Source organism: Vibrio sp. AK197, from assembly GCF_053903115.1.
The window spans coordinates 368,501-392,403 of record NZ_CP096429.1 but is presented as its reverse complement, the minus strand read 5'-3'; the positions used below and the strand labels follow the sequence as shown (position 1 = coordinate 392,403).

General features: G+C 44.8%; 21 protein-coding genes. 13 read left to right on the top strand and 8 right to left on the bottom strand.

Annotated elements, in window-relative coordinates; genetic code table 11:
• Positions 1-279 precede the first annotated feature (279 nt).
• The 7 genes from betI to M1D72_RS01805 all read left to right on the top strand — a co-directional run bounded on the left by betI (position 280) and on the right by M1D72_RS01805 (position 8,877).
• Positions 280-873 (top strand): transcriptional regulator BetI, encoded by a 594-nt coding sequence (betI, locus tag M1D72_RS01835; RefSeq protein ID WP_390194950.1) that lies wholly within the window; start codon positions 280-282, stop codon positions 871-873.
• Positions 874-894: 21 nt separating this feature from the next.
• Positions 895-2,355, top strand: a complete 1,461-nt coding sequence (gene betB / locus M1D72_RS01830; protein WP_456295329.1) for a betaine-aldehyde dehydrogenase — start codon at positions 895-897, stop codon at positions 2,353-2,355.
• A gap of 19 nt (positions 2,356-2,374) precedes the next feature.
• Positions 2,375-4,075, top strand: coding sequence for a choline dehydrogenase (betA, locus tag M1D72_RS01825; protein ID WP_456295328.1), 1,701 nt, complete (start codon positions 2,375-2,377; stop codon positions 4,073-4,075).
• Between the two features lie 36 nt (positions 4,076-4,111).
• Complete coding sequence (locus M1D72_RS01820; RefSeq protein WP_390194956.1) at positions 4,112-5,053, top strand: choline ABC transporter substrate-binding protein; 942 nt, start codon at positions 4,112-4,114, stop codon at positions 5,051-5,053.
• 48 nt (positions 5,054-5,101) lie between these two features.
• Positions 5,102-5,947, top strand: a complete 846-nt coding sequence (choW, locus tag M1D72_RS01815) for a choline ABC transporter permease subunit (RefSeq protein ID WP_390194958.1) — start codon at positions 5,102-5,104, stop codon at positions 5,945-5,947.
• Positions 5,948-5,950: 3 nt separating this feature from the next.
• Positions 5,951-7,138, top strand: coding sequence for a choline ABC transporter ATP-binding protein (choV, locus tag M1D72_RS01810; RefSeq protein WP_456295327.1), 1,188 nt, complete (start codon positions 5,951-5,953; stop codon positions 7,136-7,138).
• A gap of 194 nt (positions 7,139-7,332) precedes the next feature.
• Positions 7,333-8,877: a methyl-accepting chemotaxis protein gene (locus M1D72_RS01805; RefSeq protein ID WP_456295326.1), complete on the top strand. Its 1,545-nt coding sequence runs from the start codon at positions 7,333-7,335 to the stop codon at positions 8,875-8,877.
• Between the two features lie 108 nt (positions 8,878-8,985).
• Here M1D72_RS01805 and M1D72_RS01800 read toward each other — a convergent pair whose 3' ends face one another.
• Complete coding sequence (locus M1D72_RS01800; protein ID WP_456295325.1) at positions 8,986-10,722, bottom strand: right-handed parallel beta-helix repeat-containing protein; 1,737 nt, start codon at positions 10,720-10,722, stop codon at positions 8,986-8,988.
• Positions 10,723-11,156: 434 nt separating this feature from the next.
• Between M1D72_RS01800 and M1D72_RS01795 the strand changes: the two genes are divergently transcribed.
• Positions 11,157-12,173: a GGDEF domain-containing protein gene (locus M1D72_RS01795; RefSeq protein ID WP_456295324.1), complete on the top strand. Its 1,017-nt coding sequence runs from the start codon at positions 11,157-11,159 to the stop codon at positions 12,171-12,173.
• Between the two features lie 15 nt (positions 12,174-12,188).
• Here the strand turns inward: M1D72_RS01795 and M1D72_RS01790 are convergent, their stop codons facing one another.
• On the bottom strand, positions 12,189-13,121 hold the full coding sequence (locus M1D72_RS01790; protein WP_390194970.1) for a DHH family phosphoesterase: 933 nt from the start codon (positions 13,119-13,121) through the stop codon (positions 12,189-12,191).
• A gap of 227 nt (positions 13,122-13,348) precedes the next feature.
• Between M1D72_RS01790 and M1D72_RS01785 the strand changes: the two genes are divergently transcribed.
• The 3 genes from M1D72_RS01785 to M1D72_RS01775 all read left to right on the top strand — a co-directional run bounded on the left by M1D72_RS01785 (position 13,349) and on the right by M1D72_RS01775 (position 16,417).
• Complete coding sequence (locus M1D72_RS01785) at positions 13,349-13,645, top strand: putative hemolysin (RefSeq protein ID WP_456295323.1); 297 nt, start codon at positions 13,349-13,351, stop codon at positions 13,643-13,645.
• 273 nt (positions 13,646-13,918) lie between these two features.
• Positions 13,919-14,611 (top strand): hypothetical protein, encoded by a 693-nt coding sequence (locus tag M1D72_RS01780; RefSeq protein WP_390194976.1) that lies wholly within the window; start codon positions 13,919-13,921, stop codon positions 14,609-14,611.
• Between the two features lie 345 nt (positions 14,612-14,956).
• Positions 14,957-16,417 (top strand): aminotransferase-like domain-containing protein, encoded by a 1,461-nt coding sequence (locus M1D72_RS01775; protein WP_456295322.1) that lies wholly within the window; start codon positions 14,957-14,959, stop codon positions 16,415-16,417.
• A gap of 48 nt (positions 16,418-16,465) precedes the next feature.
• Here M1D72_RS01775 and M1D72_RS01770 read toward each other — a convergent pair whose 3' ends face one another.
• The gene (locus tag M1D72_RS01770; protein WP_456295321.1) at positions 16,466-17,296 is read right to left on the bottom strand and encodes a YdcF family protein; all 831 of its coding nucleotides are present in this window, start codon (positions 17,294-17,296) and stop codon (positions 16,466-16,468) included.
• A gap of 213 nt (positions 17,297-17,509) precedes the next feature.
• On the opposite strand from M1D72_RS01770, the gene M1D72_RS01765 reads away from it, so the two are divergent.
• Entirely contained in the window at positions 17,510-18,880 is a 1,371-nt protein-coding gene (locus M1D72_RS01765) for an L-serine ammonia-lyase (RefSeq protein WP_390194983.1), read from the top strand.
• Between the two features lie 28 nt (positions 18,881-18,908).
• Here M1D72_RS01765 and M1D72_RS01760 read toward each other — a convergent pair whose 3' ends face one another.
• The 5 genes from M1D72_RS01760 to yjjG all read right to left on the bottom strand — a co-directional run bounded on the left by M1D72_RS01760 (position 18,909) and on the right by yjjG (position 22,847).
• Entirely contained in the window at positions 18,909-19,613 is a 705-nt protein-coding gene (locus M1D72_RS01760; protein ID WP_456295320.1) for a UTRA domain-containing protein, read from the bottom strand.
• A gap of 154 nt (positions 19,614-19,767) precedes the next feature.
• Complete coding sequence (locus tag M1D72_RS01755; protein WP_456295319.1) at positions 19,768-20,307, bottom strand: NUDIX domain-containing protein; 540 nt, start codon at positions 20,305-20,307, stop codon at positions 19,768-19,770.
• Between the two features lie 106 nt (positions 20,308-20,413).
• Entirely contained in the window at positions 20,414-21,013 is a 600-nt protein-coding gene (locus M1D72_RS01750; RefSeq protein ID WP_456295318.1) for a DUF1294 domain-containing protein, read from the bottom strand.
• 156 nt (positions 21,014-21,169) lie between these two features.
• The gene (locus tag M1D72_RS01745) at positions 21,170-22,018 is read right to left on the bottom strand and encodes a hypothetical protein (protein ID WP_456295317.1); all 849 of its coding nucleotides are present in this window, start codon (positions 22,016-22,018) and stop codon (positions 21,170-21,172) included.
• 154 nt (positions 22,019-22,172) lie between these two features.
• Complete coding sequence (gene yjjG / locus M1D72_RS01740) at positions 22,173-22,847, bottom strand: pyrimidine 5'-nucleotidase (RefSeq protein WP_456295316.1); 675 nt, start codon at positions 22,845-22,847, stop codon at positions 22,173-22,175.
• A gap of 107 nt (positions 22,848-22,954) precedes the next feature.
• Here yjjG and M1D72_RS01735 point away from each other — a divergent pair, with 107 nt between their 5' ends.
• On the top strand, positions 22,955-23,866 hold the full coding sequence (locus tag M1D72_RS01735; RefSeq protein ID WP_456295315.1) for a LysR family transcriptional regulator: 912 nt from the start codon (positions 22,955-22,957) through the stop codon (positions 23,864-23,866).
• Positions 23,867-23,903 lie beyond the last annotated feature (37 nt).

Below are 23,903 nucleotides of genomic sequence, written 5' to 3'. Positions count from 1 at the left end.
TATTTTGATAGTCACTTTTCTATTTACGACATCACTTTTCCATTTACGTCTAATCATTAAACTTTGATAAATTAAAGCTCAAAAATCATACAAACCACCCTCTCAAAACATAGACCCGTAAAATATTTTTATTAAAATAAAGCACTGATAATTAAGAATTAATGCAATCCCCCCCCTAAAATAAACCTCAAATACACCAAAAACTCATTTGAGATCTAATTATTTTCCCTGTAACCTTATTTTTAATTAATCGTTCAATAAAAAAAGGTGGAAGCGTTAATGCCGAAGGTAGGGATGCCAAAAATTCGTAAACCACAATTAGTCAAAGCCACGATGGCAGTGATAGGAAAAGTGGGACTTCATAGCGCAAGTATTGCCTTGATCAGCCGTGAGGCAGGTGTGTCGACAGGCATCATCAATCATTACTTTGGTGGCAAGCAAGGTCTTCTAGAAGAAACCATGCGTGTCATACTTCGACAGCACTCTCACACCGTAAAAACCGCTCTAAAAGCACTTCCTGCTGATGCTCACCAGCAGAGAATTAACGCCATCATTAATGCCAACTTTGCAGGGTTTCAAACTCAAAGCGAAGTCACCAAAACTTGGTTAGCGTTTTGGTCTTATTCAATGCATGACGACCAATTGAAGCGTCTACAGCGCGTCAATGAAAAACGTTTGATTTCACACCTACGTTTAGAGTTGAAATCACTTTTACCAATGGATAAAGCAAATTTGGTTGCTGTAGGCATTGCAGCACTGATTGACGGTATGTGGTTGAGAGGCGCATTAACGCCTGACGGCATTAACGCGCAAGCTGCGCAGATCATCATTAACGATTACCTCGAATTACAACTAAAAAAACACCAAAATTAATAACTTAAGTCAGGCCTTAAAATGGAAAAACACGCTTTATACATTAACGGTCAATACTCAGAAGCCTCTTCTGGCGAGACCTTTAACACTCTAAATCCAGCCACTGGAGAGATCATTGCAGAGGTAGACCAAGCCTCGAGTAATGACATTGAACGCGCGATAGAAGCGGCCAAAGCAGGCTTCAAAGTCTGGTCAGCCATGACAGCGATTGAACGCAGCCGCATTCTGCACAAAGCCGTCGCCATTTTGCGTGAGCGCAATGGTGAATTAGCCGCGCTTGAAGTGATGGATACCGGTAAACCGTTACAAGAAGCTTTGGAAGTAGACATTGTGACGGGTGCCGATGTTATCGAATACTACGCAGGCTTAGCCCCAGCAATGCAGGGTGAGCAGCAGCCACTAGGAGAGAGTCAATTTTACTACACTAGACGCGAGCCTCTTGGCATTTGCGCAGGTATCGGTGCTTGGAACTACCCGATCCAAATCGCGATGTGGAAATCTGCACCAGCACTCGCCGCTGGGAATGTCATGATTTTTAAACCTTCCGAAGAAACACCGCTTAGCGCCCTAAAACTGGCAGAAATTTTCACGGAAGCTGGCCTGCCTGACGGTGTTTTTAATGTGGTTCAGGGGGATTACCGTGTTGGTCAAATGCTGACCGCGCATCCTGATATCGCAAAAGTCTCATTCACGGGCGAATCTGGTACAGGCAAAAAGGTCATGTCAGACAGCGCAAAAACTCTCAAGTCTGTCACCATGGAGCTCGGCGGCAAGTCGCCTTTGATCATTTTTGATGACGCTAAATTGGACCAAGCGGTGTCAGCTGCGATGGTCGCCAACTTCTACACCCAAGGCGAAGTGTGTACCAACGGCACCCGCGTTTTTGTCCACGAAGGCATTTACGACCAATTTCTCCAACAGCTAAAAACACGCACTGAAAAGCTCGTTGTAGGCGACCCGATGGATCTGAACACACAAGTTGGCGCTCTGATTTCTAAAGAGCATTTAGGTAAAGTTCTGACCGCCATCGAAGGCGCTAAGCAAAGCGGCGCAACGCTGCTAACCGGCGGCTATCAAGTCACGGACAACGGCTTAGATAAAGGCAACTTTGTGGTTCCTACCGTGTTTGTTGATTGTGAAGATGACATGGCGCATGTCCAGCAAGAGATTTTTGGCCCGGTGATGTCAGTATTAAAATTTTCAGATGAAGATGAAGTTATCAAGCGAGCAAACCAAACGGATTATGGTTTAGCTGGCGGCGTGTTTACGCAAAACCTATCACGCGCGCATCGCGTTATTCACCAAATTCAAGCTGGAATTTGCTGGGTGAATACCTGGGGTGGTTCTCCTGCAGAAATGCCTGTTGGAGGTTACAAACATTCCGGCGTTGGGCGAGAAAATGGTCCAGAAACGCTGCTTCATTATACGCAAACTAAAAGTGTTTATGTCGAGCTGGGTGATTTCGAGAGTCCTTACGCGTAACTTCTAGGAGGGAACCAAGATGAAACAACACTACGATTATATTATCGTCGGTGCGGGATCCGCTGGTTGTGTATTAGCGGATCGCCTCACAGAGTCGGGGCAATTTGACGTCCTTTTACTGGAAGCGGGCGGTAGCGATAAGAGTATTTTTATCCAAATGCCGACCGCGCTCTCCTACCCGATGAACACCGAAAAATATGCATGGCAATTTGAAACCCAACAGGAAGTCGGTCTTGACGGCAGACGCTTACATTGCCCTCGCGGCAAGGTGCTTGGTGGTAGTTCATCGATAAATGGCATGGTCTATGTTCGTGGTCACGCCTGCGATTTTGACGAATGGGAAGAGCATGGTGCTCACGGATGGAATTATCAAAATTGCCTGCCTTATTTTCAACGTGCTGAGACTTGGATTGGTGGCGAAGATCAATACCGTGGCGGCCAAGGCCCCGTAGGGACCTGCAACGGGAATGACATGAAGCTCAACCCACTTTATCAAGCCTTTATTGACGCGGGGAAAGAAGCCGGGTACCCAGAAACCAAAGATTATAACGGTTATCAGCAGGAAGGCTTTGGCCCAATGCACATGACGGTTAAAAAAGGTGTACGTGCTTCTACGTCAAACGCCTATTTACGCCGCGCGTTGAAGCGCCCTAACTTAACTCTGCAAAAAGGCATCGTTGCACGTAAATTCATCATTGAAGACAACGTTGCGGTTGGGGTGGAATTTGAACACTCAGGCCAAGTAAAACAAGCCTTTGCCTCAAAAGAAGTGATTTCGAGCGCTGGCTCAATTGGCTCGCCACAACTGCTACAGTTATCGGGAGTTGGCCCAGCCGATGTGCTTGCAAGCGCAGGTGTTAACGTCATCGAAAATCTTCCCGGTGTCGGCGCAAACTTGCAAGATCACCTTGAAGTCTACTTTCAATACTACTGTAAAGAGCCGATTACTTTGAACAGTAAGCTCGGTCTGATTAGTAAAGGGCTTATCGGTACTGAGTGGATTTTGACTCGCAAAGGCCTTGGAGCGACCAATCATTTTGAGTCTTGCGCCTTTATTCGCTCTCGGGAAGGTCTGAAATGGCCAAATATTCAATATCACTTCTTACCCGCAGCCATGCGCTACGATGGTCAAGCGGCGTTTAATGGCCATGGTTTTCAAGTACACGTTGGACCAAATAAACCACAAAGTCGTGGTCATGTCGCGATCACCAGTGCCGATCCACATGCCAAACCGGAAATTGTATTCAATTACATTTCAACCGAACAAGATCGCCAAGATTGGCGTGATTGCATTCGTTTAACGCGTGAGATTCTTTCTCAGCCGGCGCTTGATGGCTTTCGAGGTGATGAAATTCAACCTGGATTCGAAATCACAAGTGACGACGCAATTGATGAATGGGTAAAACAGAATGTCGAAAGCGCTTATCACCCATCATGCACCTGTAAAATTGGAGACGATAACGACCCAATGGCGGTATTGGATACCGAATGTCGCGTGCGCGGCATTGATAACCTACGTGTCGTTGACTCTTCTATTTTCCCAACGATTCCCAACGGCAACCTCAACGCGCCAACCATTATGGTTGCAGAGCGTGCTGCTGACATGATTTTGGGCAACCCACTACTAGAGAGCAAAGATGTTCCGGTGTGGATTGCCCCTGACTGGCAAACAAAACAACGTATAACACCGCCAGTTCGAGACGCGAAAAACGTCTCATAACCTAAGAAAAGTAAACTCAGTACAAGGAATTTAAATATGTCTATTAATAAAACGTTACTTACCCTTAGTCTTAGCTCTCTGGCAACTTTTAATGCTGTGGCGGACCAATGTGATGTGGTGAATTTTTCGGATGTCGGCTGGACTGACATTACCGCGACCACCGCAGTAACCAGCGAGCTTTTAAAAGGGCTTGGTTACCACACCAAAACTGACTTGCTATCAGTTCCAGTAACGTATTCTTCAATGGCTAATGGTGATATCGATGTCTTCCTAGGTAATTGGATGCCAACCATGGAAGGCGATATTAAAAAGTATCGTGAAGCAGGCACCGTAGAAACCGTTCGCGCGAACCTTGAAGGTGCCAAGTACACCCTTGCTGTACCAAAGTATGTTTATGACGCAGGGGTAAAAAGCTTCGACGATATCGCGAAAAACGCTGATAAATTCGGTGACCGTATCTACGGTATTGAACCGGGGAACGATGGTAACCGACTCATTCAAGAAATGATCGACCAAGACGCATTTGGCCTTAAAGGTTTCCGTCTAGTGGAATCAAGTGAAGCTGGTATGGTTTCGCAAGTAACGCGCGCTGTGCGTCGCAACCAATGGATTGTTTACCTTGGCTGGGCACCACACCCAATGAACAGCAATGTGGACATGGAATATCTTAGCGGTGGTGACGACTTCTTTGGCCCAAACTATGGCGGTGCAAACGTCTATACCAATGTGCGTAAAGACTACCTAACTCAGTGTCCAAATGTAGGTAACCTTCTGAAAGACCTTCAATTTAGCCTATCAATGGAAAACGAGCTTATGGGCAAGATTCTAAACGACAATGTCCAGCCTGCCAAAGCCGCTCAAAACTGGTTGAAAGCACATCCTGAGCAAGTTGAAGCGTGGCTGAAAAACGTGAAAACTGCCGACGGTCAACCGGGAGCTCCTGCGGTTATGACCTACCTGAAAGACAAAAAAGCGTAAGTAAAACCAAGGACTGGCGAGCGATTGCTCGCCAGGTAAGGCCAAATTGTGAATTTTATTACTGATTACAAAATCCCACTGGGTCATTGGATGGAACTGGTTGTTGATTGGCTAACCATCAACGCCGCCGTATTGTTTGATTCCATCTCAATCTTTTTAGAAACCGTGATTATGTTTCTGGTTGACGTCTTTAAGTGGATGCCACCAGCGTTACCTATCGCGCTCACCGCTGCAATTGCTTGGTATATCCATCGCAAGGTGTCGTTGGTTGTTTTCATCGTGGCGGCTTTGTTACTCATATTAAATCTCGGCTACTGGCAAGAGATGTTGGAAACGTTTGTCTTGGTGTTCGCGGCCACCTCGATTTCCGTATTGATTGGTGTACCTCTCGGTATTATGGCGGCACATCGTCCGTGGCTTTATACGGTACTGCGCCCTATCCTTGACCTGATGCAAACGGTTCCAACCTTTGTTTACCTGATCCCAACCCTCGTCTTGTTTGGTTTGGGTATTGTTCCGGGATTAATCTCCACGATCATCTTCTCTATCGCGGCGCCGATTCGTCTGACCTATTTAGGGGTAACTCGTGTACCTGAAGAATTAGTCGAAGCAGGTAAAGCATTTGGTGCAAGTCGCATGAAGTTGCTGTTTAAAGTCGAGCTTCCAGCAGCAATGCCAAGCATTATGGCAGGTGTCACTCAGTGCATCATGCTGTCGCTATCCATGGTCGTCATCGCAGCACTTGTCGGCGCGGATGGCTTAGGAAAGCCGGTCGTACGAGCACTCAACACCGTTAATATTTCACAAGGGTTTGAAGCCGGTCTTGCTATCGTGCTGGTTGCCATCATTTTAGACCGCCTGTGCAAAACACCTAACCAAGCAAAAGAGGGTTAAGCGATGAATGCCATTACAATAGAAAATCTTGATGTCGTATTTGGTCAATCGCCACAAAAGGCACTCGCTCTGCTCGATCAAGGCTTAACTCGCCAAGAAATCATCGATCAAACCAGCCAAGTGGTTGGGGTGAACAACGTAAGCCTATCGATCAAAGAAGGTGAGATCTGTGTATTGATGGGGCTATCGGGTTCGGGTAAATCAAGCCTACTTCGCGCCGTTAATGGTTTGAACACCATCTCTCGAGGCTCACTAAAAATCAAAGACGCCGATGAAAACGTCGATCTCGCGTCCTGTGACGAAAATACCTTGCGCCGTTTGCGGACTCACCGTGTTTCTATGGTGTTTCAAAAATTTGCGTTGATGCCATGGCTAAGTGTGGTAGATAACGTGGCTTTCGGACTCGATATGCAAGGAGTCAGTAAGTCAGAACGCCGGGAACGCGCTCGTAAACAGCTTGAAATGGTAGGGCTTGCCGAGTGGGAAGACAAATTCCCTCATGAGCTGTCCGGCGGTATGCAGCAACGCGTTGGTTTAGCGCGCGCCTTTGCCATGGATACCGACATCCTTCTCATGGATGAACCCTTTTCCGCGCTTGATCCATTGATTCGATCGCAGCTTCAAGATGAATTGCTTGAACTGCAAAGTAAGCTCAATAAGACCATTTTGTTTGTCAGCCATGACTTGGATGAGGCGCTCAAGCTGGGTAACAACATCGCAATTATGGAATCGGGTAAATTGATTCAACACGGTAAACCCGAAGAGATTGTGTTGACGCCAGAAACCAAGTATGTAAAAGACTTTGTTGCTCATACTAACCCTCTCAATGTGTTAAAGGGTCGCTCACTGATGCAGCCAATTGATCAACTCAAAGCAGAGCAGCAGAAACTGTGTATCTGTGAACATGATGAGATTTGGATGACAACAGCCAACGACAACTTGGAAGTCTTCAGTAAAAAGCCACTTGAGGTTGTGCATTGGAGTACCGCCAACCTTGACCTCGAAAACATCGGCTCAAGCATGCTGATTATTGCTAGCCCAGACATCGATATGCGTGAAGCGATTGAACTTAAACACCGTTCCCAGCACCCTGTTTTGCTTATGGAACATAATCAGGTCGTGGGTGTTCTAAACGACAGTGAGTTTTATAATGCACTGCTTGGTAACTATCAAACCGTCAATGCTGCGTAACGTTTATCAATAGATTAAGCCAGCAATATGCTGGCTTTTTTTACGTCGATTTCCTTTCTCTAAGCTTCGGTTAACATAAACAAGGTATTTTTCTATCATACTTTAGTTAAAGTCTTACTGACGGACCTGTTTTCTCATCTTAAATGGCTATAGTTAATCAATAACACATTATTAACATAACGTTAGGATGGAATATGCCGGCTTGGTTAACAAAATACGGATTGGCTTTGGTGATCACTGCGACTGCAGCGACTTTTGCCACAATGCAATTTGGACAAAATACCGCGATTTTATTGGCAGTAACAAACTTGCTGATATGGTCTCTGCAATTTATTAAACGCCCGACACCACCATTGCCTTTAGAGTCCAGTCACAATCAGACCGTCACACAACAGCTCTCGCCAGAGATAACCAAAAATGCAGTCAGCGCTGCAGAAGTCTCTTTTGCCATAGACCAACTGCAATCTCAGGTCAGCAAGCAAGTGGCATCGATTCAAGATGTCACCAACACCTCGCAAGCGATCACTCACACCCTAGAAACCACCTCAAATTCCGCAGAGCAAGCACTAAGCGCCGCCCAGTACATGCAAGGGTCAAGTCTTGAGGGTCTGACAGAGCTTGAATCAGCGGTAAATGGCATGCAGCAAATTACCACTCAAACTTCGGCCTCCGTTGAACAAATCACCATACTTGATGACCAAGTGGCCAAAATAAAAAATGTTGCTCAGGTTATAGAAGACATTGCATCACAGACCAACCTTCTCGCATTAAACGCCGCTATAGAGGCGGCGCGGGCTGGCGAATCAGGAAGAGGGTTTGCCGTGGTTGCCGATGAAGTTCGAGGTTTAGCTGAGCGGACTTCACAAAGTACTGATGAGGTCGCACAAATTGTTCAGCTCATCTTTAACGAGACTCGAGAAGTGACGTCAACCATTCAAGCGTTATCGACTGAAGTAGAACAAGGTTCCGCCAAGGTTACCAGTGTCGGCGAACGCCTACAGTCAATCGCCACCCAAGCAAAGGATGTGGAGCAGCAAGTTTCAGAAATCACCCATGGTGTGGAATCCAATGAACAAGGCCTACGTCAGATTGCCACGGCAATAGGCAGCGTTGAACACGAACTTTCTGCCAGCGATACGGAGCTGATGAAACTGCAAAAAGAAGCGGAAAACCTAATGGAAATGGCCGAGCATACCAATGCTCTTCTGGTCGAACACGACGAACAAAGTGTTCATTGGCCGTTTTATCAGCTGGCCAGTCAATTAGCACAGCAGATCGGCGCTCAATTTGAGCAAGACATCCAATCAGGCCAAATTACCGAATCTGAGTTGTTTAGTCGCCAATATCAACGTTTAGGGGAGGCCACCCCACCGAAGTATCAGTCACAGTTTGATCGCTACTGTGATTCTGTATTACCTCAGCTGCAAGAACCTGTCTTAGCTGAGCGAGCAGAAATCATCTATGCCATTGCCACTGACGACAAAGGCTATGTGCCAACCCATAACAATCAATTTTGCCAAACACTCACCGGCGATACACAACACGATATGATTCACAACCGAACAAAACGAATCTTTTCTGACCGTGTGGGTCAGCGTTGTGGTCAGCACACTCAATCCATGCTGTTACAAACTTATAAGCGTGATACAGGCGAAGTCATGCATGACCTTTCTGTGCCAATTTACATTAACCAGCGTCACTGGGGCGGTTTAAGAATGGGCTATAAACCACCGATGTGATCAATAACACTTGCTCGCACATTCTGTCGATACCACTGAGAACAAGGTGATCATCAACAAAAAAGCCAGTCATGATAAGTGACTGGCTTTTTTGTTATTTGATGGCGATTACTCTCGTTCAAACGCACCTAAATCAGGGGCGTTACCCAGAAAATTAAGCCCTTGAGGACTCCCCGCATCAATCTGCGCTGCACTGGGCGTTAAACGCAATAATGGAATAAAGGGTAACTGCCCGTCGGGAAGACGTTCAGCAGACGCAAAATCAGTATCTAAACTGATAAAATCTGCACCCGATACCGAAGGGCCACTATCCCAAGAATTGAAACTGGCATTGGCGTTCGCGATATCAACGCTACCTGACAAGGAAATATTGTTTCTAAAATAGTTTTGCTGCCCGGTTTGTAAATCTCCGCCAAAACCATAATTGATCCCGTTGCGATAAGCGGTGTTATTAATGACCGTCATCCCACCCTGATTGTTATTTTGATCAAACCCTTTTGCCACATTATCAAACGCTACTGAACCGGTGATTTGATTGTTTTGCACGGCGTGGTTGCCTCCCAACTTAAACCCATTGCCGTTACCACTGAACTGCGAATCGTTCCAATAATTGATGCCATTGCGAAACGCCCAACTGTCACTGATTTCAACTGGCTGTGGACTGTCGTAAGTATCAAAGCCATCGTCAGAGTTCTCCCATGCACGACACCCAATAAACCGATTTCCAGGCCCTTGGGTTTGCTTGGGACCAAACCCATCCGCCATGCTACCGTTTTTCTTCACGTCATAATTTCGATAGGCATCCGAATTGATAACAGTGGTATAAGCGCCCCCTTTGTTGACTTCAAACCCGGTATTACGATTGTGGTGAAACGCGCTATTTTCAAACGTATTGTGCTCTCCGGTCACATATACACCTTGATATCCCGCTCTTGTCACTTCGATTCCTTTAAAATACCAATAGTTTCCCGTCAAATAGATGCCATAAGAATCTTGAACCCAAGCATCCTCAGGAAACGAAAAGTCAAAGACAGCACGACCGCAATTTGCCGCCACAACATAGATTGGTGCACCTTGTTGACCTGAGCGACTGATGTTCAATGTATTTTTGTCTCCAGGCTGATAGGGAATGGTATAGGTACCAGATTGAAGAAGAACCATCTGACCAGCTTGTACCCGGTTAATTGCAGTGATTAAATCCAGCGGCGCATTAAAACTGCTTCCATCGTTACTGGCACTGCCATTTGGAGTTACATAATAAATGCGGCTAGCACTCAACCCGCTCGTCGCGCCATTATCACAACCGGATACGAAGCTGTTGGCCCATTGCGGATGAGGCGCAATGGCACCACAATTGGCGGCTTTCACCCCGCCCCCTACGATATTTAGGTAATCAATATTTGCCAAACCAGATGGTGATACAGCTCGAAGCCGAACCGTATGCGTACCTGGTGTCAGATATAATGAAATCGTCTTTTGCGCCCAAATATCCCACCCACCTGTCGCATTTTGCATTAAAGTCTGTGTGTGTCGGTCAATGACCAAATTGGCTTCACGTGCATTACTGCTGCCGTTCGCGTACCTAAACGTGAATTGGTAGGTTCCACTGGATTGCACTTCAACTCGCCATACAACTTGAGTATGACTTTGGTTGACAACATTCACATAACCGTCACCGCTAAAACCGGTGTTACTGGTCTCCTGAATATCGCCATCGGCATTACAAAAGCCTGGCTGGTTTTCTTGAATGGTTAGATTGGATACAAAATCATCTGCCCAAGTCGACACACTGCAAATCGACAGAAAAACGCCAATACTGCTCAAGAGGAAACGTTTTATCTTCATTTTAGCCTCATTCATTGTTAGTAAAATACACTCATTTTCTACAATTCTCAGCGCTGACTTGGCATCTGCGTATCACGCCCTCCATACCGACAATTGCATTCCAAAACTGCGTTTTAAAATGTAATCAATTTTGTGATGGCTTGATGATGAATTTTGTCAGGCTATGAATTTGAGCGCTTTTATCCGCTTGAATATCGACAAGTTTATCGATTGCCAAAGCCCGATAAATGCAGGCAAAGTACTCACTCAAAGCGTTACAACTTATGGGTGAGTGACGAAGCACCACCCAATGAGCGGTCAAAAACCACACAAAAAATGGTCATTAATTTACCAAACGCCGTTCCCATTCAAGGTTTTCAATAAAATCAGGAGCAAATACTTGCACAATCCGCTAAGCTTTAGAGTAATTAATTGGTGCAACTTAGTGCTTATCCATGACTCACGATGAATTTAAAAAGGCCGCAGAAAACCTAAAGAGAGCCATACCTTTAATGTTGAAAAATAAGGTGGCTACCACTCCAGAAAATTATGCACTTTGGTACACCTACGTAGAACATGCTATTCCAGAACTGAATGACAATATTGACCGCATCATTGAAGATTTTGGTCTCTGCCCTCCAGCAAAAACCCGTTGGCTCTACCAAACTTACGTCGCAGATCGAGAACTCACTGATATCGCTCACTTTCGTGAAAACGTTGAGATTTTAGCGAATGAAGTTTCCAGTGCGATGAGTGACACCATTAGCGATACATCGACCTTTTCACAGATGATCGATAAAAGCTTAGCCTCACTGGAAAATGTCAACTCGCAGAATATTTCGATTGAAGAAGTGATGAAAGTTATCCGTCAACTCGTTGATGGTTCTAATGATATTCGGTTATCAACACAGCAGCTAGGTGAACAACTCACCATCGCCAGCACAGAAATCACTCGCCTCAAGGAACAACTGGCCGCGGTTCAAAAAGATGTCTTATTTGACAGCTTGTCGGGTTTATACAACCGTCGTTCATTTGATGAAGATATTTCCGTGTTATGTAACGCCAAACAACCAATGTGTCTCGTACTGCTGGATATTGATCATTTCAAATCGTATAACGATGACTATGGGCACCTGTTTGGTGACACCATTCTTAAAGGTATTGCAAAGCGTCTGCAATCGAGTTGTCGAGAAGGTATATCCGCCTATCGATTTGGCGGTGAAGAGTTTGCCTTTATTGTTCCCAATAAATCACTGCGTATTGCTCGTCAATTTGCAGAAACCAATCGACGAGCCATGGCGAAATTATCGATTCGAGATAAGCGAACGGATACCGCAGTGGGCAACATCACCGCTTCATTTGGTGTTGCTGAGTGGGAAATGGGTGATACACCTGAACAATTGATAAATCGTGCGGACAGGCTCCTTTATGAAGCTAAGCAGCTTGGTCGTAACCGAGTGATGCCGCTTTAGGCTCTCAAGCCGCCACTAACCTACAGCGTTAATGGCGGTAATCAACTCTTTTTCCACTTTAGACGCACCTTCTAACGGCACTTGGCATGTGCCAGCTGCTTTATGTCCACCACCACCGTAGCGCAACATCAACTCGCCAATATTCGTCCGAGAGCTGCGGTCAAAAATAGATTTGCCAACCGCAAAAACAATATTTTGTCGCTGAAATCCCCAAAGTTTATGGATGGAGATATTACATTGTGGGAACAATGCGTAAATCATAAAGCGATTGCCCGCATAGATGGTCTCTTCTTGTGTAAGATCGAGGAAAACCAAGTTTTGATAAACCGTTGAACAACGAAGCAATTGCTCTTTAAATTGGTTCTCGTGTTCTCGGTATAACTGGATTCTCTCTTTCACATCCGGATGCGCTAAAATGTCTTCAATCGTGTGATCTTTACAATAATCAATGAGGTCCATCATTAAGTTATAATTGGAGATTCGAAACTGACGAAAACGCCCTAATCCCGTTCGTGCATCCATCAAAAAGTTCAGCAAATTCCAGCCAGTTGAATCGAGAATCTCATCTCGAGTAAATTGCGCTGAATCGCCCTTATCCACCGCTTCCATCATTTCACACCATGCTTGAGGAAACGCCTCTAAACCACCGTAATAATTCCAAACAACACGCGCAGCTGATGGCGCGTTGGGATCAATAATGTGATTGTCCTGTTTATCTTCGTTACGAATGGTCTCGGACAAATGGTGATCAAACACAAGATGAGCGTTAGCGACGTAGGGTAAGTTGGTCACGATATCATTATCAGTAATGGCGATTTTCCCATCTTGCATATCTTTAGGATGCACAAATGTTATCTCTTCGATAAGGTTGAGCTGTTTAAGCAATACCGCACAGACTAAACCATCAAAGTCACTGCGAGTTACGAGACGATACTTGTTTTGAATCATGAACTTAACCTACCTTTATTCGATTACTGACTGATTCAAAAAAACACAATTTAATCTTCCGTTGTCACAAAATCGAGACACCTATGTGTAATCAGTCAAAGCATTTTGGAACGAAGCTCTGACTTAATTTTAGACAGCGAATCTCTTTTAACAAACCTAAGACAATATTTTTCTGTCGCTCCCCTATACTCTTGTTACTAAAAGCAAAGTTAAGTTGGAGATAGGAAATGAATAAAGCGCTTATGCTATTGGGCATCGCTGCGTTAACCGCGCTCACTGGCTGTATCACCCAAGAACCTGACAAATATAATGTGGAAGAATGGGCGACAACAACAAATCCTGCCTCTATTTATTGTGTTCAACGCGGCGCTCAGCTGGAAACAGTTACCGAAAACAATGCTCGCGTAACCTATTGCGTCTTCTCTGATGACACGCAAGATAAAGATCGACGCGTTGAGCAGTGGGAATACTATCGAGAGCACCATGAAGATCCAAATCAGCAAACGAAAGTAAAAGCGAATTAGCTCATCAATAAAGCAATATTGAGTAGGGAGTCGTAAACTCCTTACTCCTCCTCACCTTCCTCACCGTAAAATCAACAGTGTGATCCTGCGCACACTAAATTCATGGCTGCAAGTCCCAAAATCTCAATTTAAAGTTTAAATGAACAATGTTTTATTCCTGACATTCCCCTGACATTTCATCAGAAAGTAGGAATAAAATGCGAGCGTAATCACATAAAGTAGGAAAAAAGCGACATAGATCGCTCGCTCAACCTAACACTTGAGGTGTTCATCATGAAAACAAACAGTCCGGTAGTAGAAGAGAATAATTCTGTCTCGGCGTCGAAAAATTCAACGCCTTCCGTAGTAACAGCCGACACAAAAAAAACCATTTATAGACAACTTCTTAATGCTCTTATGATTGTCGCTATCGGCATCCTTGTAAACTTGAGTATTCGTGTCGACTACACCCTATTCGGAGTCAGCTTAGGTGAGCAATCCCTGACCGAAACCCTGCAACTCGTCATGCTTGCGGGCAGCGCAGTGTGCTTCTTTAGCCTTGGGCGTCGTATGTCTCAAGTTAAACATGCGTCTTACTTAATTGCCGCGTTTTTTGTGGTACTCATGATTCGGGAAATGGACGTTTGGTTCGATATGATCGCTCATGGCTCTTGGGTCTACCCAGCTCTATTGGTGACTTTTGCTGCCCTTTATAATGCTTATAAAGGTGGAAAACAGAGCATTAATGAGATGGGGCAAATCCTGAAATCACGCCATATGAATATGTTGATCGGAGGCGTAATGCTATTGCTAGTGTTTTCTCGGTTATATGGCATGGGTTCATTTTGGCAAAGCGTCATGAGCGATAGCTACATTCGTGATGTTAAAAATATCTCCGAAGAAACAATGGAGCTATTGTGCTACTGCTTAATTGCTTTGGGTGCGGCGAAAACTCGCTTTGAAATGCTTACTGAGCAACCTAAGTAATCGCTCCAAACTCAAGTTACTAAAAAGCTGGTGTTTTTAACGCCAGCTTTTTTGATCGATTAAACACACCGCACTGCAATAGGGAAATATATTGCACCAAAACGTGCATAAATCACAAAAAAACCTATTGATACTTTCTCGATTCACAATCCCTTATCGTTTCTTTTTGAGGTATTTAATCGAATATGGCTTGATAGCCATTGAGCTGCGCACACTTTCAGTCTCCCAACATTCAAGCGTCCCCATCACTCAATCCTAAGTCGCACGTTTGGCATAGGAAATGCTTAGTCTAAGAATAAGTTTATTAACTAATTCACCAAGTTCATAACACAAGGATGGGTTTGAATGAGAAACGAGCAGTTAATTGACCTTTCATCAAGTAGCGAGCAACAGGTCAAACAACATGTTTTGAATAACATCAGACAAGGGGTTTATGCGGATAAAGCTCTGCCATCATATCGTCAAATGGCGAGTATGATGCGAGTGAGTCGCCAAACGGTCATGAGTGTTTATCAGTCACTTGTCGACGAAGGCGTGATTTATTGTCAGCAAAAAAAGGGGTATTTCGCTAAACAAATCGGTGACTCAACTCCCTTACCAAGCCAATACGCGACCCAAAGAGCGCCATCCCCTGCAGTTCAGCAGCAATTTTGGCAGCAGAGGTTCAATACTCAGCACCGTGAGCACGAAAAAGCATACAAGCCTCTCAATTGGCGTAACTACCCTTATCCTTTTATCGGTCATCGCCCAGCGCCTTCAATGTTTCCTTTTACCCAATGGCGTGAGTGTGAACGCTTGGCACAGAAAAGTGGTATTGCTCGTGACTGGAACTCGGAATCCATCGATACCGATGACACACAACTCATCAGACAGCTACAAACGCAAGTCTTAGCAAAGCGTGGAATTCATGCCAGCAACGACGAAATACTGCTGACCATTGGCAATCAAAATTCACTGTACCTATTGGCCAATTTACTGCTCTCCCCCAATACCACGATTGGTATGGAGGAACCTGGCTATATCAGTGCTCGAACAATATTTGCCCAGCACTTTGCTAAGCTCGAACCGCTCGCACTTGATACACAAGGCATCGAACTGAGTCCCACACTGAGTCAATGCGACTACATTTACACCATGCCAGACAATCAAATTCCCACCAATATCACCATGACAGCAAAGCGCAAAGAGGCCTTGTTGGAAGCGGCTGAGCAGAAAGATTTCGTATTAATTGAAGATGATCATCAAAGTGAACTTAACCACCTTGGTCACTCAGCAAACCTTAAAAGCTTGGATAAGCATGGACGTGTCATTTACTTGGGCAGTTTGTCGAAAACCTTAGCACCCGCAATGCAGATGGGGTACATCGTGGCAAGCAAACATGTGATCTGTGAACTCAAAAAGATTCGCCGAATGATGTATCGCCATCCATCAGCGACTAGCCAACGTACCTGCGCACTTTTTCTCTCAATGGGTTATTACGACAATTATCTGAAAAAGCTACGAAATAGTGATAAACAAAAATGGAGCGAGATGCGCCGTGCGATTGATCAATACCTTCCTTACACCGTCGATTACGAAACGATTGGTGGCCGATCATTTTGGCTGCGCTTACCTGATCATCTCGACTGCAGTACGTTAACAAGCCAAGCTGAGAAGTTGGGCATCCTAGTCGAACCAGGCGATGCGTATTTTTCGTCACAGAATCCTCAGAGCAGTCGCTATATTCGACTTTCTTATTCCGCTATCGATTTAGAGGATATTGCTTCTGGTATTCAAAAACTGGCGAAACTCATTCAGTCTTTGTAGCGTCAGGTAGGGTGAAGAGAAGATTATTGTTTGCTCTGCTGCTTGTGGCTAGCTCTTTTGGTCAGGGTCACAAGCAAGACGTAACTTTTCTAACGGTCTCTGAAAACGCTGGAGAGCGAAAGCCAGTACATCAACAGCAATGGGAATATCAATAGCCTCCAGTGACTGATACACGCGATTCACGTCCTTATCAGCAAGCTTAAGCTCGGGATTCTCGGCAATCAACATCAGCATCGCTTGGACGGTCTGTTTTGCTTCTTCAAGCATAAACTGACCTAAGTGAACATTTTGGTTATCTATATTCCCGTGCAGTACGCCCTCTAGATAAACTCGAAATGGCGTCAGCTGTTCCACACACAAAAACAATGTCGCTTGGTTAGAGTGATACCCATAATCGACAGACAGATGATCTTGGCGTCGTAGCGACACTTGAGCTTGAATCGAATGCGCGGCCAACTCCATTTGTAAAAACCTAACTAAACCTTGCTCCGGTAAGTAACGCTGAATCGACAAAATTCGCTCTAGATGATAATCGTTCGATAATAAAGTGATGTGAAGCGGCAGCGCGTCCGGCTTTACGTCTGGATGCTGTGTTAGGACTTTGGCAGCAAAATAAAAGTTTTCAACACTGCTGGTTGAATTATCTTCCAGGCACCACCGATTCAGAGGCCAGTGCATATCTCGCACGACAAGCTGCTCATTAAAGAAGTCAGCCATAGCCTGCGCTTCACTGATGTGTTGGTCATGAGTCAGCCCCCCACAAAACATAATTAGAGTATGCTCTGGATTGAACTGATTTAGGTGCTGCAATAGCCATTCGACGCGAGCCTTGCCTTGTTGGGTAAGTCTGTTATTTATCAGACGTTTACCAAGAACCATTATAATATTGTTTATTTTAGCCAAATCGCTTCTCACTATTTGTTCACACCAATTAATGGAATAACTGTACAACACTATTCTAAATGTATACTGTACGCCAGCAGAAGATGCTGACGTGTAACAGTTCAAAACAACACGTTAACATTAAACTATAGTTAATTATAAAGAACAGCACGAAAAGTGCCGATGACTCGGCAGTGTGAGGAAGTTGTTATGTTGTCAATCTTTGACATTTTTAAAATTGGAGTCGGCCCATCAAGCTCTCATACCAATGGACCGATGATTGCCGGTTTTCAATTTACTCAGAGACTGAATTGCATTTTACATCAAGTAGACAGAATTCAGGTTGATCTCTATGGCTCGTTATCCCTAACAGGTCGCGGTCACCATACTGATCGCGCGGTCATACTCGGTTTACTTGGAAATCGTCCAGATACAATCAAAATGGGCAGTGCTAAAGCCGCGCTGGCCTCCACACTTGAACAAGAATGTTTAAATTTAGCTGGTGAGCGAGACATTCGATTTCAATATCAGCATGATATTCGTTTTCATAATGATAACTTGCCGTTACATGAAAATGGCATGACGATCTCTGCTTTTGATAGTCACGGCCATCAAATCGAGTTTGAAACCTATTATTCAATCGGTGGCGGTTTCATTGCGACCGCTGATGAACTTGAAAATGGCATTAATGAAGAGTCGGTATCGGTTCCGTATCCTTTTAAATCTGCAGACCAAATGTTGGCGCTAGCGGAACAAAACGGCTTAAGTCTTGGCGGCATGATTTTGCAAAATGAACAATCATTTCGTGAGTTACAAGACATCGACGAGCGCGCCGAACAAATCTGGAAAGTGATGTCGCTCTGCATGCAGCGTGGTTTTGATACCGAAGGTATTTTAGAAGGTGGGCTGCAAGTGACTCGCCGTGCACCGAATCTACTTAAAAAGCTTGAAGCAAATGCAGCGGTCGAAAATGATCCCATGGAAGTTATGGATTGGATCAACCTATTTGCGTTTGCGGTCAGTGAGGAGAACGCAGCGGGCGGTCAAGTCGTTACCTCACCCACCAACGGAGCTGCGGGCGTAATCCCTGCCGTGTTGATGTATTACCATAAGTTTATCCGCCCACTCGATACTAAGCAGTTAAAAGACTTCCTGTGCGTATCGGGCGCTATTGGTATTTTGTATAAAACCAACGCATCAATCTCAGGTGCTGAAGTGGGATGCCAAGGCGAAGTCGGCGTCTCTTCATCAATGGCGGCTGCCGGTTTAACCGCGTTAAGAGGCGGAAGTAACGAGCAAATTTGTATCGCTGCTGAAATCGCGATGGAGCACTCACTTGGCATGACTTGCGATCCCATTGGTGGGTTAGTTCAAGTACCTTGTATCGAACGTAACGCAATGGGAGCAATGAAGGCGATCAATGCTTCACGCATGGCCCTCAAACGCAATAGTAAATGTTTGATATCCCTTGATAAAGTCATAGAGACTATGTATCAAACCGGCAAAGACATGCACAAGAAGTATCGGGAAACATCCCTTGGTGGATTAGCCATGATTCACCTGGCTCCGCCTTGTGAATAACGTAAAAAGCCGCTTATCGCGGCTTTTTTTATGGCGATGGATCGGCCTGGGCTTGCAACAAAATGGCATCATGGCGCCAATATTCGATATCCACACAACACACGGTCCCATCGCTGTCACAATAAAAACGTTCAATGAGCAACGCTGCGCTGCCTTCCGTTGCTCGTAGCACTTGAGCGATGTCGCCCACTAAAGAAGACGGACGAACCCGATAACGAATTTGATGAGGTTTAAATGAAAACTGCTGCTGATAGATGTCTAGTAAGGCCCCCTGCCATTCACCGGCAGCAAGGCTCGTAAAGCGATCAAGTCGTGTATAATGCATCGCGAATGCCACTGGTCGCTTATCCAGAAAGTGTGTACGCTCAATACTCATGACGTCACTAAAGGGAGGTAAATGCATGAGTTCGGCAGCTTGCTGGTTGGCCAACATGGATTTAACCTCTCCAACACTAACTTGAAATGCTCTTTGCTGCTCAACCGCTAATTGCTCAATACTCACTTGTCTAGACAGATCAAAGTGCAGCGGCAACGGCGAAATAAACCATCCTCGTCGATCCTCACGAAAGATTCTCCCTTCAGCCTCTAAGAGGGACAGCGCTTCTCTCAGCGTGACACGTGTCGTACCAAAAGACTCTGCCAGCTTACGCTCGGGCGGCAATTTTTGCCCAGAAGACAACATTCCAGCATCAATCTGCTCGATAATCGCGTTGCGGATTTTTACGTACTGCACCAGTTTGCCTTTAGAATGAAATTTATTGATAAATCATAACGTAAATTAAAACGCGAATGTATCTTCATCCCGTGTAAACGGACAACGCCGCACAGCAATTCAAACTTTCTGATGACTAATGAGATCTTTCAACACTGGTGAAATAGGTAGCGACTTATAGCAAACCTTTTAATTTTGCCATGCCATACGCCGAGATGGTCAATGTATCTTTGATCTCGCCATTTAGAATCATCGATTCAAAGCTTTCAAGCGAAAACGAGTGCGTAATCAAATCTTCCTCTTCATTATCTAACTGGTTTCCGACATGAGATAGGTCAGTTGCAAAAAACATATGACAGGTTTGGTTCAAGAACCCGTAAGCAATAAACTGTGGTCCAAGGTATGTCATTTCACCAGCGATAAGCCCCGTTTCTTCTCTCAATTCGCCCTTCGCCAATTCCACAGGATCTGCATCAGGGGTTGACTCCCAAGAACCCTGAGGAATTTCCCAGCAGCGCTGCTGAATGGTATATCGATATTGTTCTACAAGATGGAGCATGCCATTAGAAACCGCAATGATCGCCACACAATCCGGTTTATCGACCACACCGTAAATACCACGGGCACCACTTGCTCGCTCAATGGCATCCTCACGAACCGTCATCCACTTATTTTGATAAACGACTTTACTTTCCAAGCACTTAATATCTGACATTCTAGTTTATCCACTGTTGTAAAACCTGTATTCACCATAACAATAAACGCGATAAACCACACCCAGGTGTGTTCCCAGAAAATAAAATGTCCCACTAACAAGAAAGTTAAGCTGTCAGCGCCAATAACTCACCTAGCAGCAAATACATCTGCTCATGACCTTGCTCCGTTAACGTCCAGCAATAAGTTGAAAAATTGATGATGGTCATTAACCAAAAAATGAATTTGAAGGTGTCATCATGATAACGGTGATAAAGAAACGACTGTGCCAGCAATGCTCCTGGCCACCCTCCGATCAAAGCCAAAAGATACAGAGTGAACGTCGGAACTCGCCAATTCCCGGCTTGTTCTGCACTCTTGTCAAAAGCGTAGACGGCATAAGTAATCGAGCTGACCAGAAAATAAAAAACACAGGCAATGACCGAATAGTCAAACAAGTAAACACTCGAGCAGAGAACGGTGGTAAACCAAACCGCCAAAGCGACTGAAAAGTTAAAGGTCGCTGGCCTTTGAACATGGGTAGCGCGAACCGTACCATAAACATCCTTGGTCAATTCGAAGCGAACGTACTCATCAACCTTAGGTAGATGTTCTCGGTTTGACACATCTGATAGCTGGAAAAAAATGCGTTTCGATTGACCACTTAACGTAATAAATCCGTACCCTTTCTCAGCATTCCACTCACTGATTGTTCCGATCATATCCATGATTGAACCTCAAAGCTGTCCGATAGCCTTACGTTGAAATTGAAATATAGGTATTCTTAGCCCTGCCCATTTGGATTGAGCATTTTTCGAACAAATACTAGACAATAGACCGGCATTAAATTGCTAACCAGATCACATTTATTGGTGAAGGTACATCTAAAGTGGGGCTATCTGAGCAGGGACCCCATGCCCTAGGGTGAATTCTCGTTGTAATCGTTGACTAAACTCCGTTAACACTCGCGCATTATTGGCGCGATGTGCATCACCACAATTTTGACCTTGATAGCGAATATTTGGCTGAGAGTATATCGGTAGGATGTTCTGGTGATAACTCATCACCGTTCCTGCGTCACCACACAACGCTGCCCTTGCATAAGGCTTTAACTGTTTTTGGTCCCATAACGGCACGATTTGCTCAAAGCCATAAAGCGCTTGCTCTTCAATCGTCAGCTCATCATGATCCGCACCGGCTAGATGGCCTAGTTCATGCTCAAGTGTATAATCTGGCGCGTTATAAGCGAGAGCAATGAAACGCCCGTCAGGGGTCATTTCTGACGTTCCTAACCATTGGCTATCAAAAATCGTATTATCAGGACCAAGTAAAACTGCATAAAACTCGTTGATGGTTTGACGTATTTTACCGATTGTTTGGGTTCCAACAGCACGCTCTAGCGCAAAGTGTACTGAACCAAAATCAAACAAATACTCGTCGCTGAAGTCAACGTAGGTGATGGTTTTCACTTCACGATGAAGGGGAATACAAGAGTTGGTTAATATGGTGTTCGACATATCGATACGCCGCTGAATACTTTCACGAACTTGGGATTGACTCATTACATCCAACACATCGTCCGTCACAAAAAAGTGAATCGGTGTATTTATGTTGGACGAGTTAGGCTGACAAGCCACCAATTCAAGACCTGACGAAACTTGCTTCCAATGCAACAATCCCCAGGTCATGCCGATAACCAGCGCTACAACGCCCCAAAGCAAATAGCGTTTCATGAGCATACACAATATAAAAAGACCGAAACCGTTTTAACATATTGAACTTAAATATAAAACTAACCAATAACTAGGCCATCTTATAATACTTTAACAAATGTTAATTCTATCAAATTATCACGATGTCATTATCCTTGAAGGGGATTAACACGCCTTAGGCTAATAAAATCTGCTTTAGCTGGTGCAATGAATCAACGGTATATTGCGGCGCGATCCCTTCAATTTGAGGATGCCCTGCCATGTTTAACCAACAAGTCTCTAGGCCAAAGTTTAATCCACCAACAATATCAGAATGTGGATTGTCACCGACCATTAATACTCGATGCTTTTCCGGCTCCCCCATTTGTTGATAAGTATGGGCAAAGATCATTGGATCCGGCTTTGCCACACCAACCTGTTCAGAAATCGTCACTAATTCAAAATATTCCGCCATCCCCGTACGCTCAAGTCTTACTCTCTGTAACTCGGTAAAGCCATTAGTAATTATTCCTAGCCGAACTTTACCCGCTAAAGCTTCAATTAAGTCTTTTGCTCCGGGAAGCGGCGCACAAATATCAGCCATCGCCTGTAAAAAAGCGCGATTTAGCTCCTGAGTCGTTGTATCCAATTTGTCGGCCCACGATTGAAAGCGGATGTGTTTTAGCTTTTCTGCGCTAATCTCGCCATTTTGATAATCTACCCACAATGGTTTGTTAACTGATTGATAATTTGAGTAATCCTGTTCGCTAAACGTCACCCCTTTCCGCTCAAACATTAGTTGCATCCCTTGAAAAGCATCGAAATGAAAAAGCGTGTCATCGGCATCAAACAGTATCCAGTCGTATTTCATTGTGTTGTCCTTCTAATTCTTCTTGAGCATTGTATATTGTCTACCATAAGAAGATAATCATTAGAAATGGAAATACATTGTGTCCATTTGGTTGACAAGGTCTGAATATGCATCATTTCTCCTCGCTTCCCATTTTTGTTCGAGTCGTCGAATGCGGTAGCTTTTCGCTCGCGGCACAGCAGCTTAAAATAACCAAATCTGCTGTCAGTAAGCGGATTAATCAGCTAGAAGATGAGCTTGGTACACGATTGTTAAATCGTACCACTCGTACTTTGAGCCTCACTCATGCGGGCAAGCGGTATTTCGATTACGCCAGCCAAGCTGTACATTTCGCGCAGCAAGGGCTGGATTCTGTCACCGAATTGCAGGGCTCTCCGCAAGGAGTGCTCACCTTAACGGCGCCGATGTCATTTGGTGTGGTTTACATTGCACCGCTTATCAATGAATTTATCCAGCGCTACCCGAATGTCGACATCGATTTGCATCTCGAAGACAAAGTAGTTGATTTGGTACAAGGTGGCTATGACCTCGCTATTCGTATAGGTGAATTGGAAAGTTCCAATTTGATCGCTAAGCGCATCTCTCCATGCAAGAGTGTACTTTGCGCGTCTCCAGAATATCTGCAGCGCTATGGTGAACCTCAAAAGCCAAGCGATTTAGTTGCTCATAACTGTCTGCGTTATACCTATTTTCGAGGCGGCCAAGAATGGACCTTTTCCGATGGTACTCATCAGCACAAAGTCACGCCAAAAGGAAATTTTGCAGTCAATAACAGTGAGGCAATACGCCGAGCGCTACTCGATGGCTTAGGCATTGCACAAATGCCCACCTTCATTGTCGCGAAAGATATCAGCGCCGGTAAACTGGTATCAGTCATGAACCAATACCAGCTCCCGTTACATGCGATTTATGCCGTTTTTCCAGAACGTAAACACATGCCATTGAAAGTCAGAACATTTATTGATTTCATAGAAGACAAGCTTGGCACAGACACACCAAAATGGGACCAAACAAACTAGGTTGTCTCACCTACCCCATTCAATTGTCACTATGCTT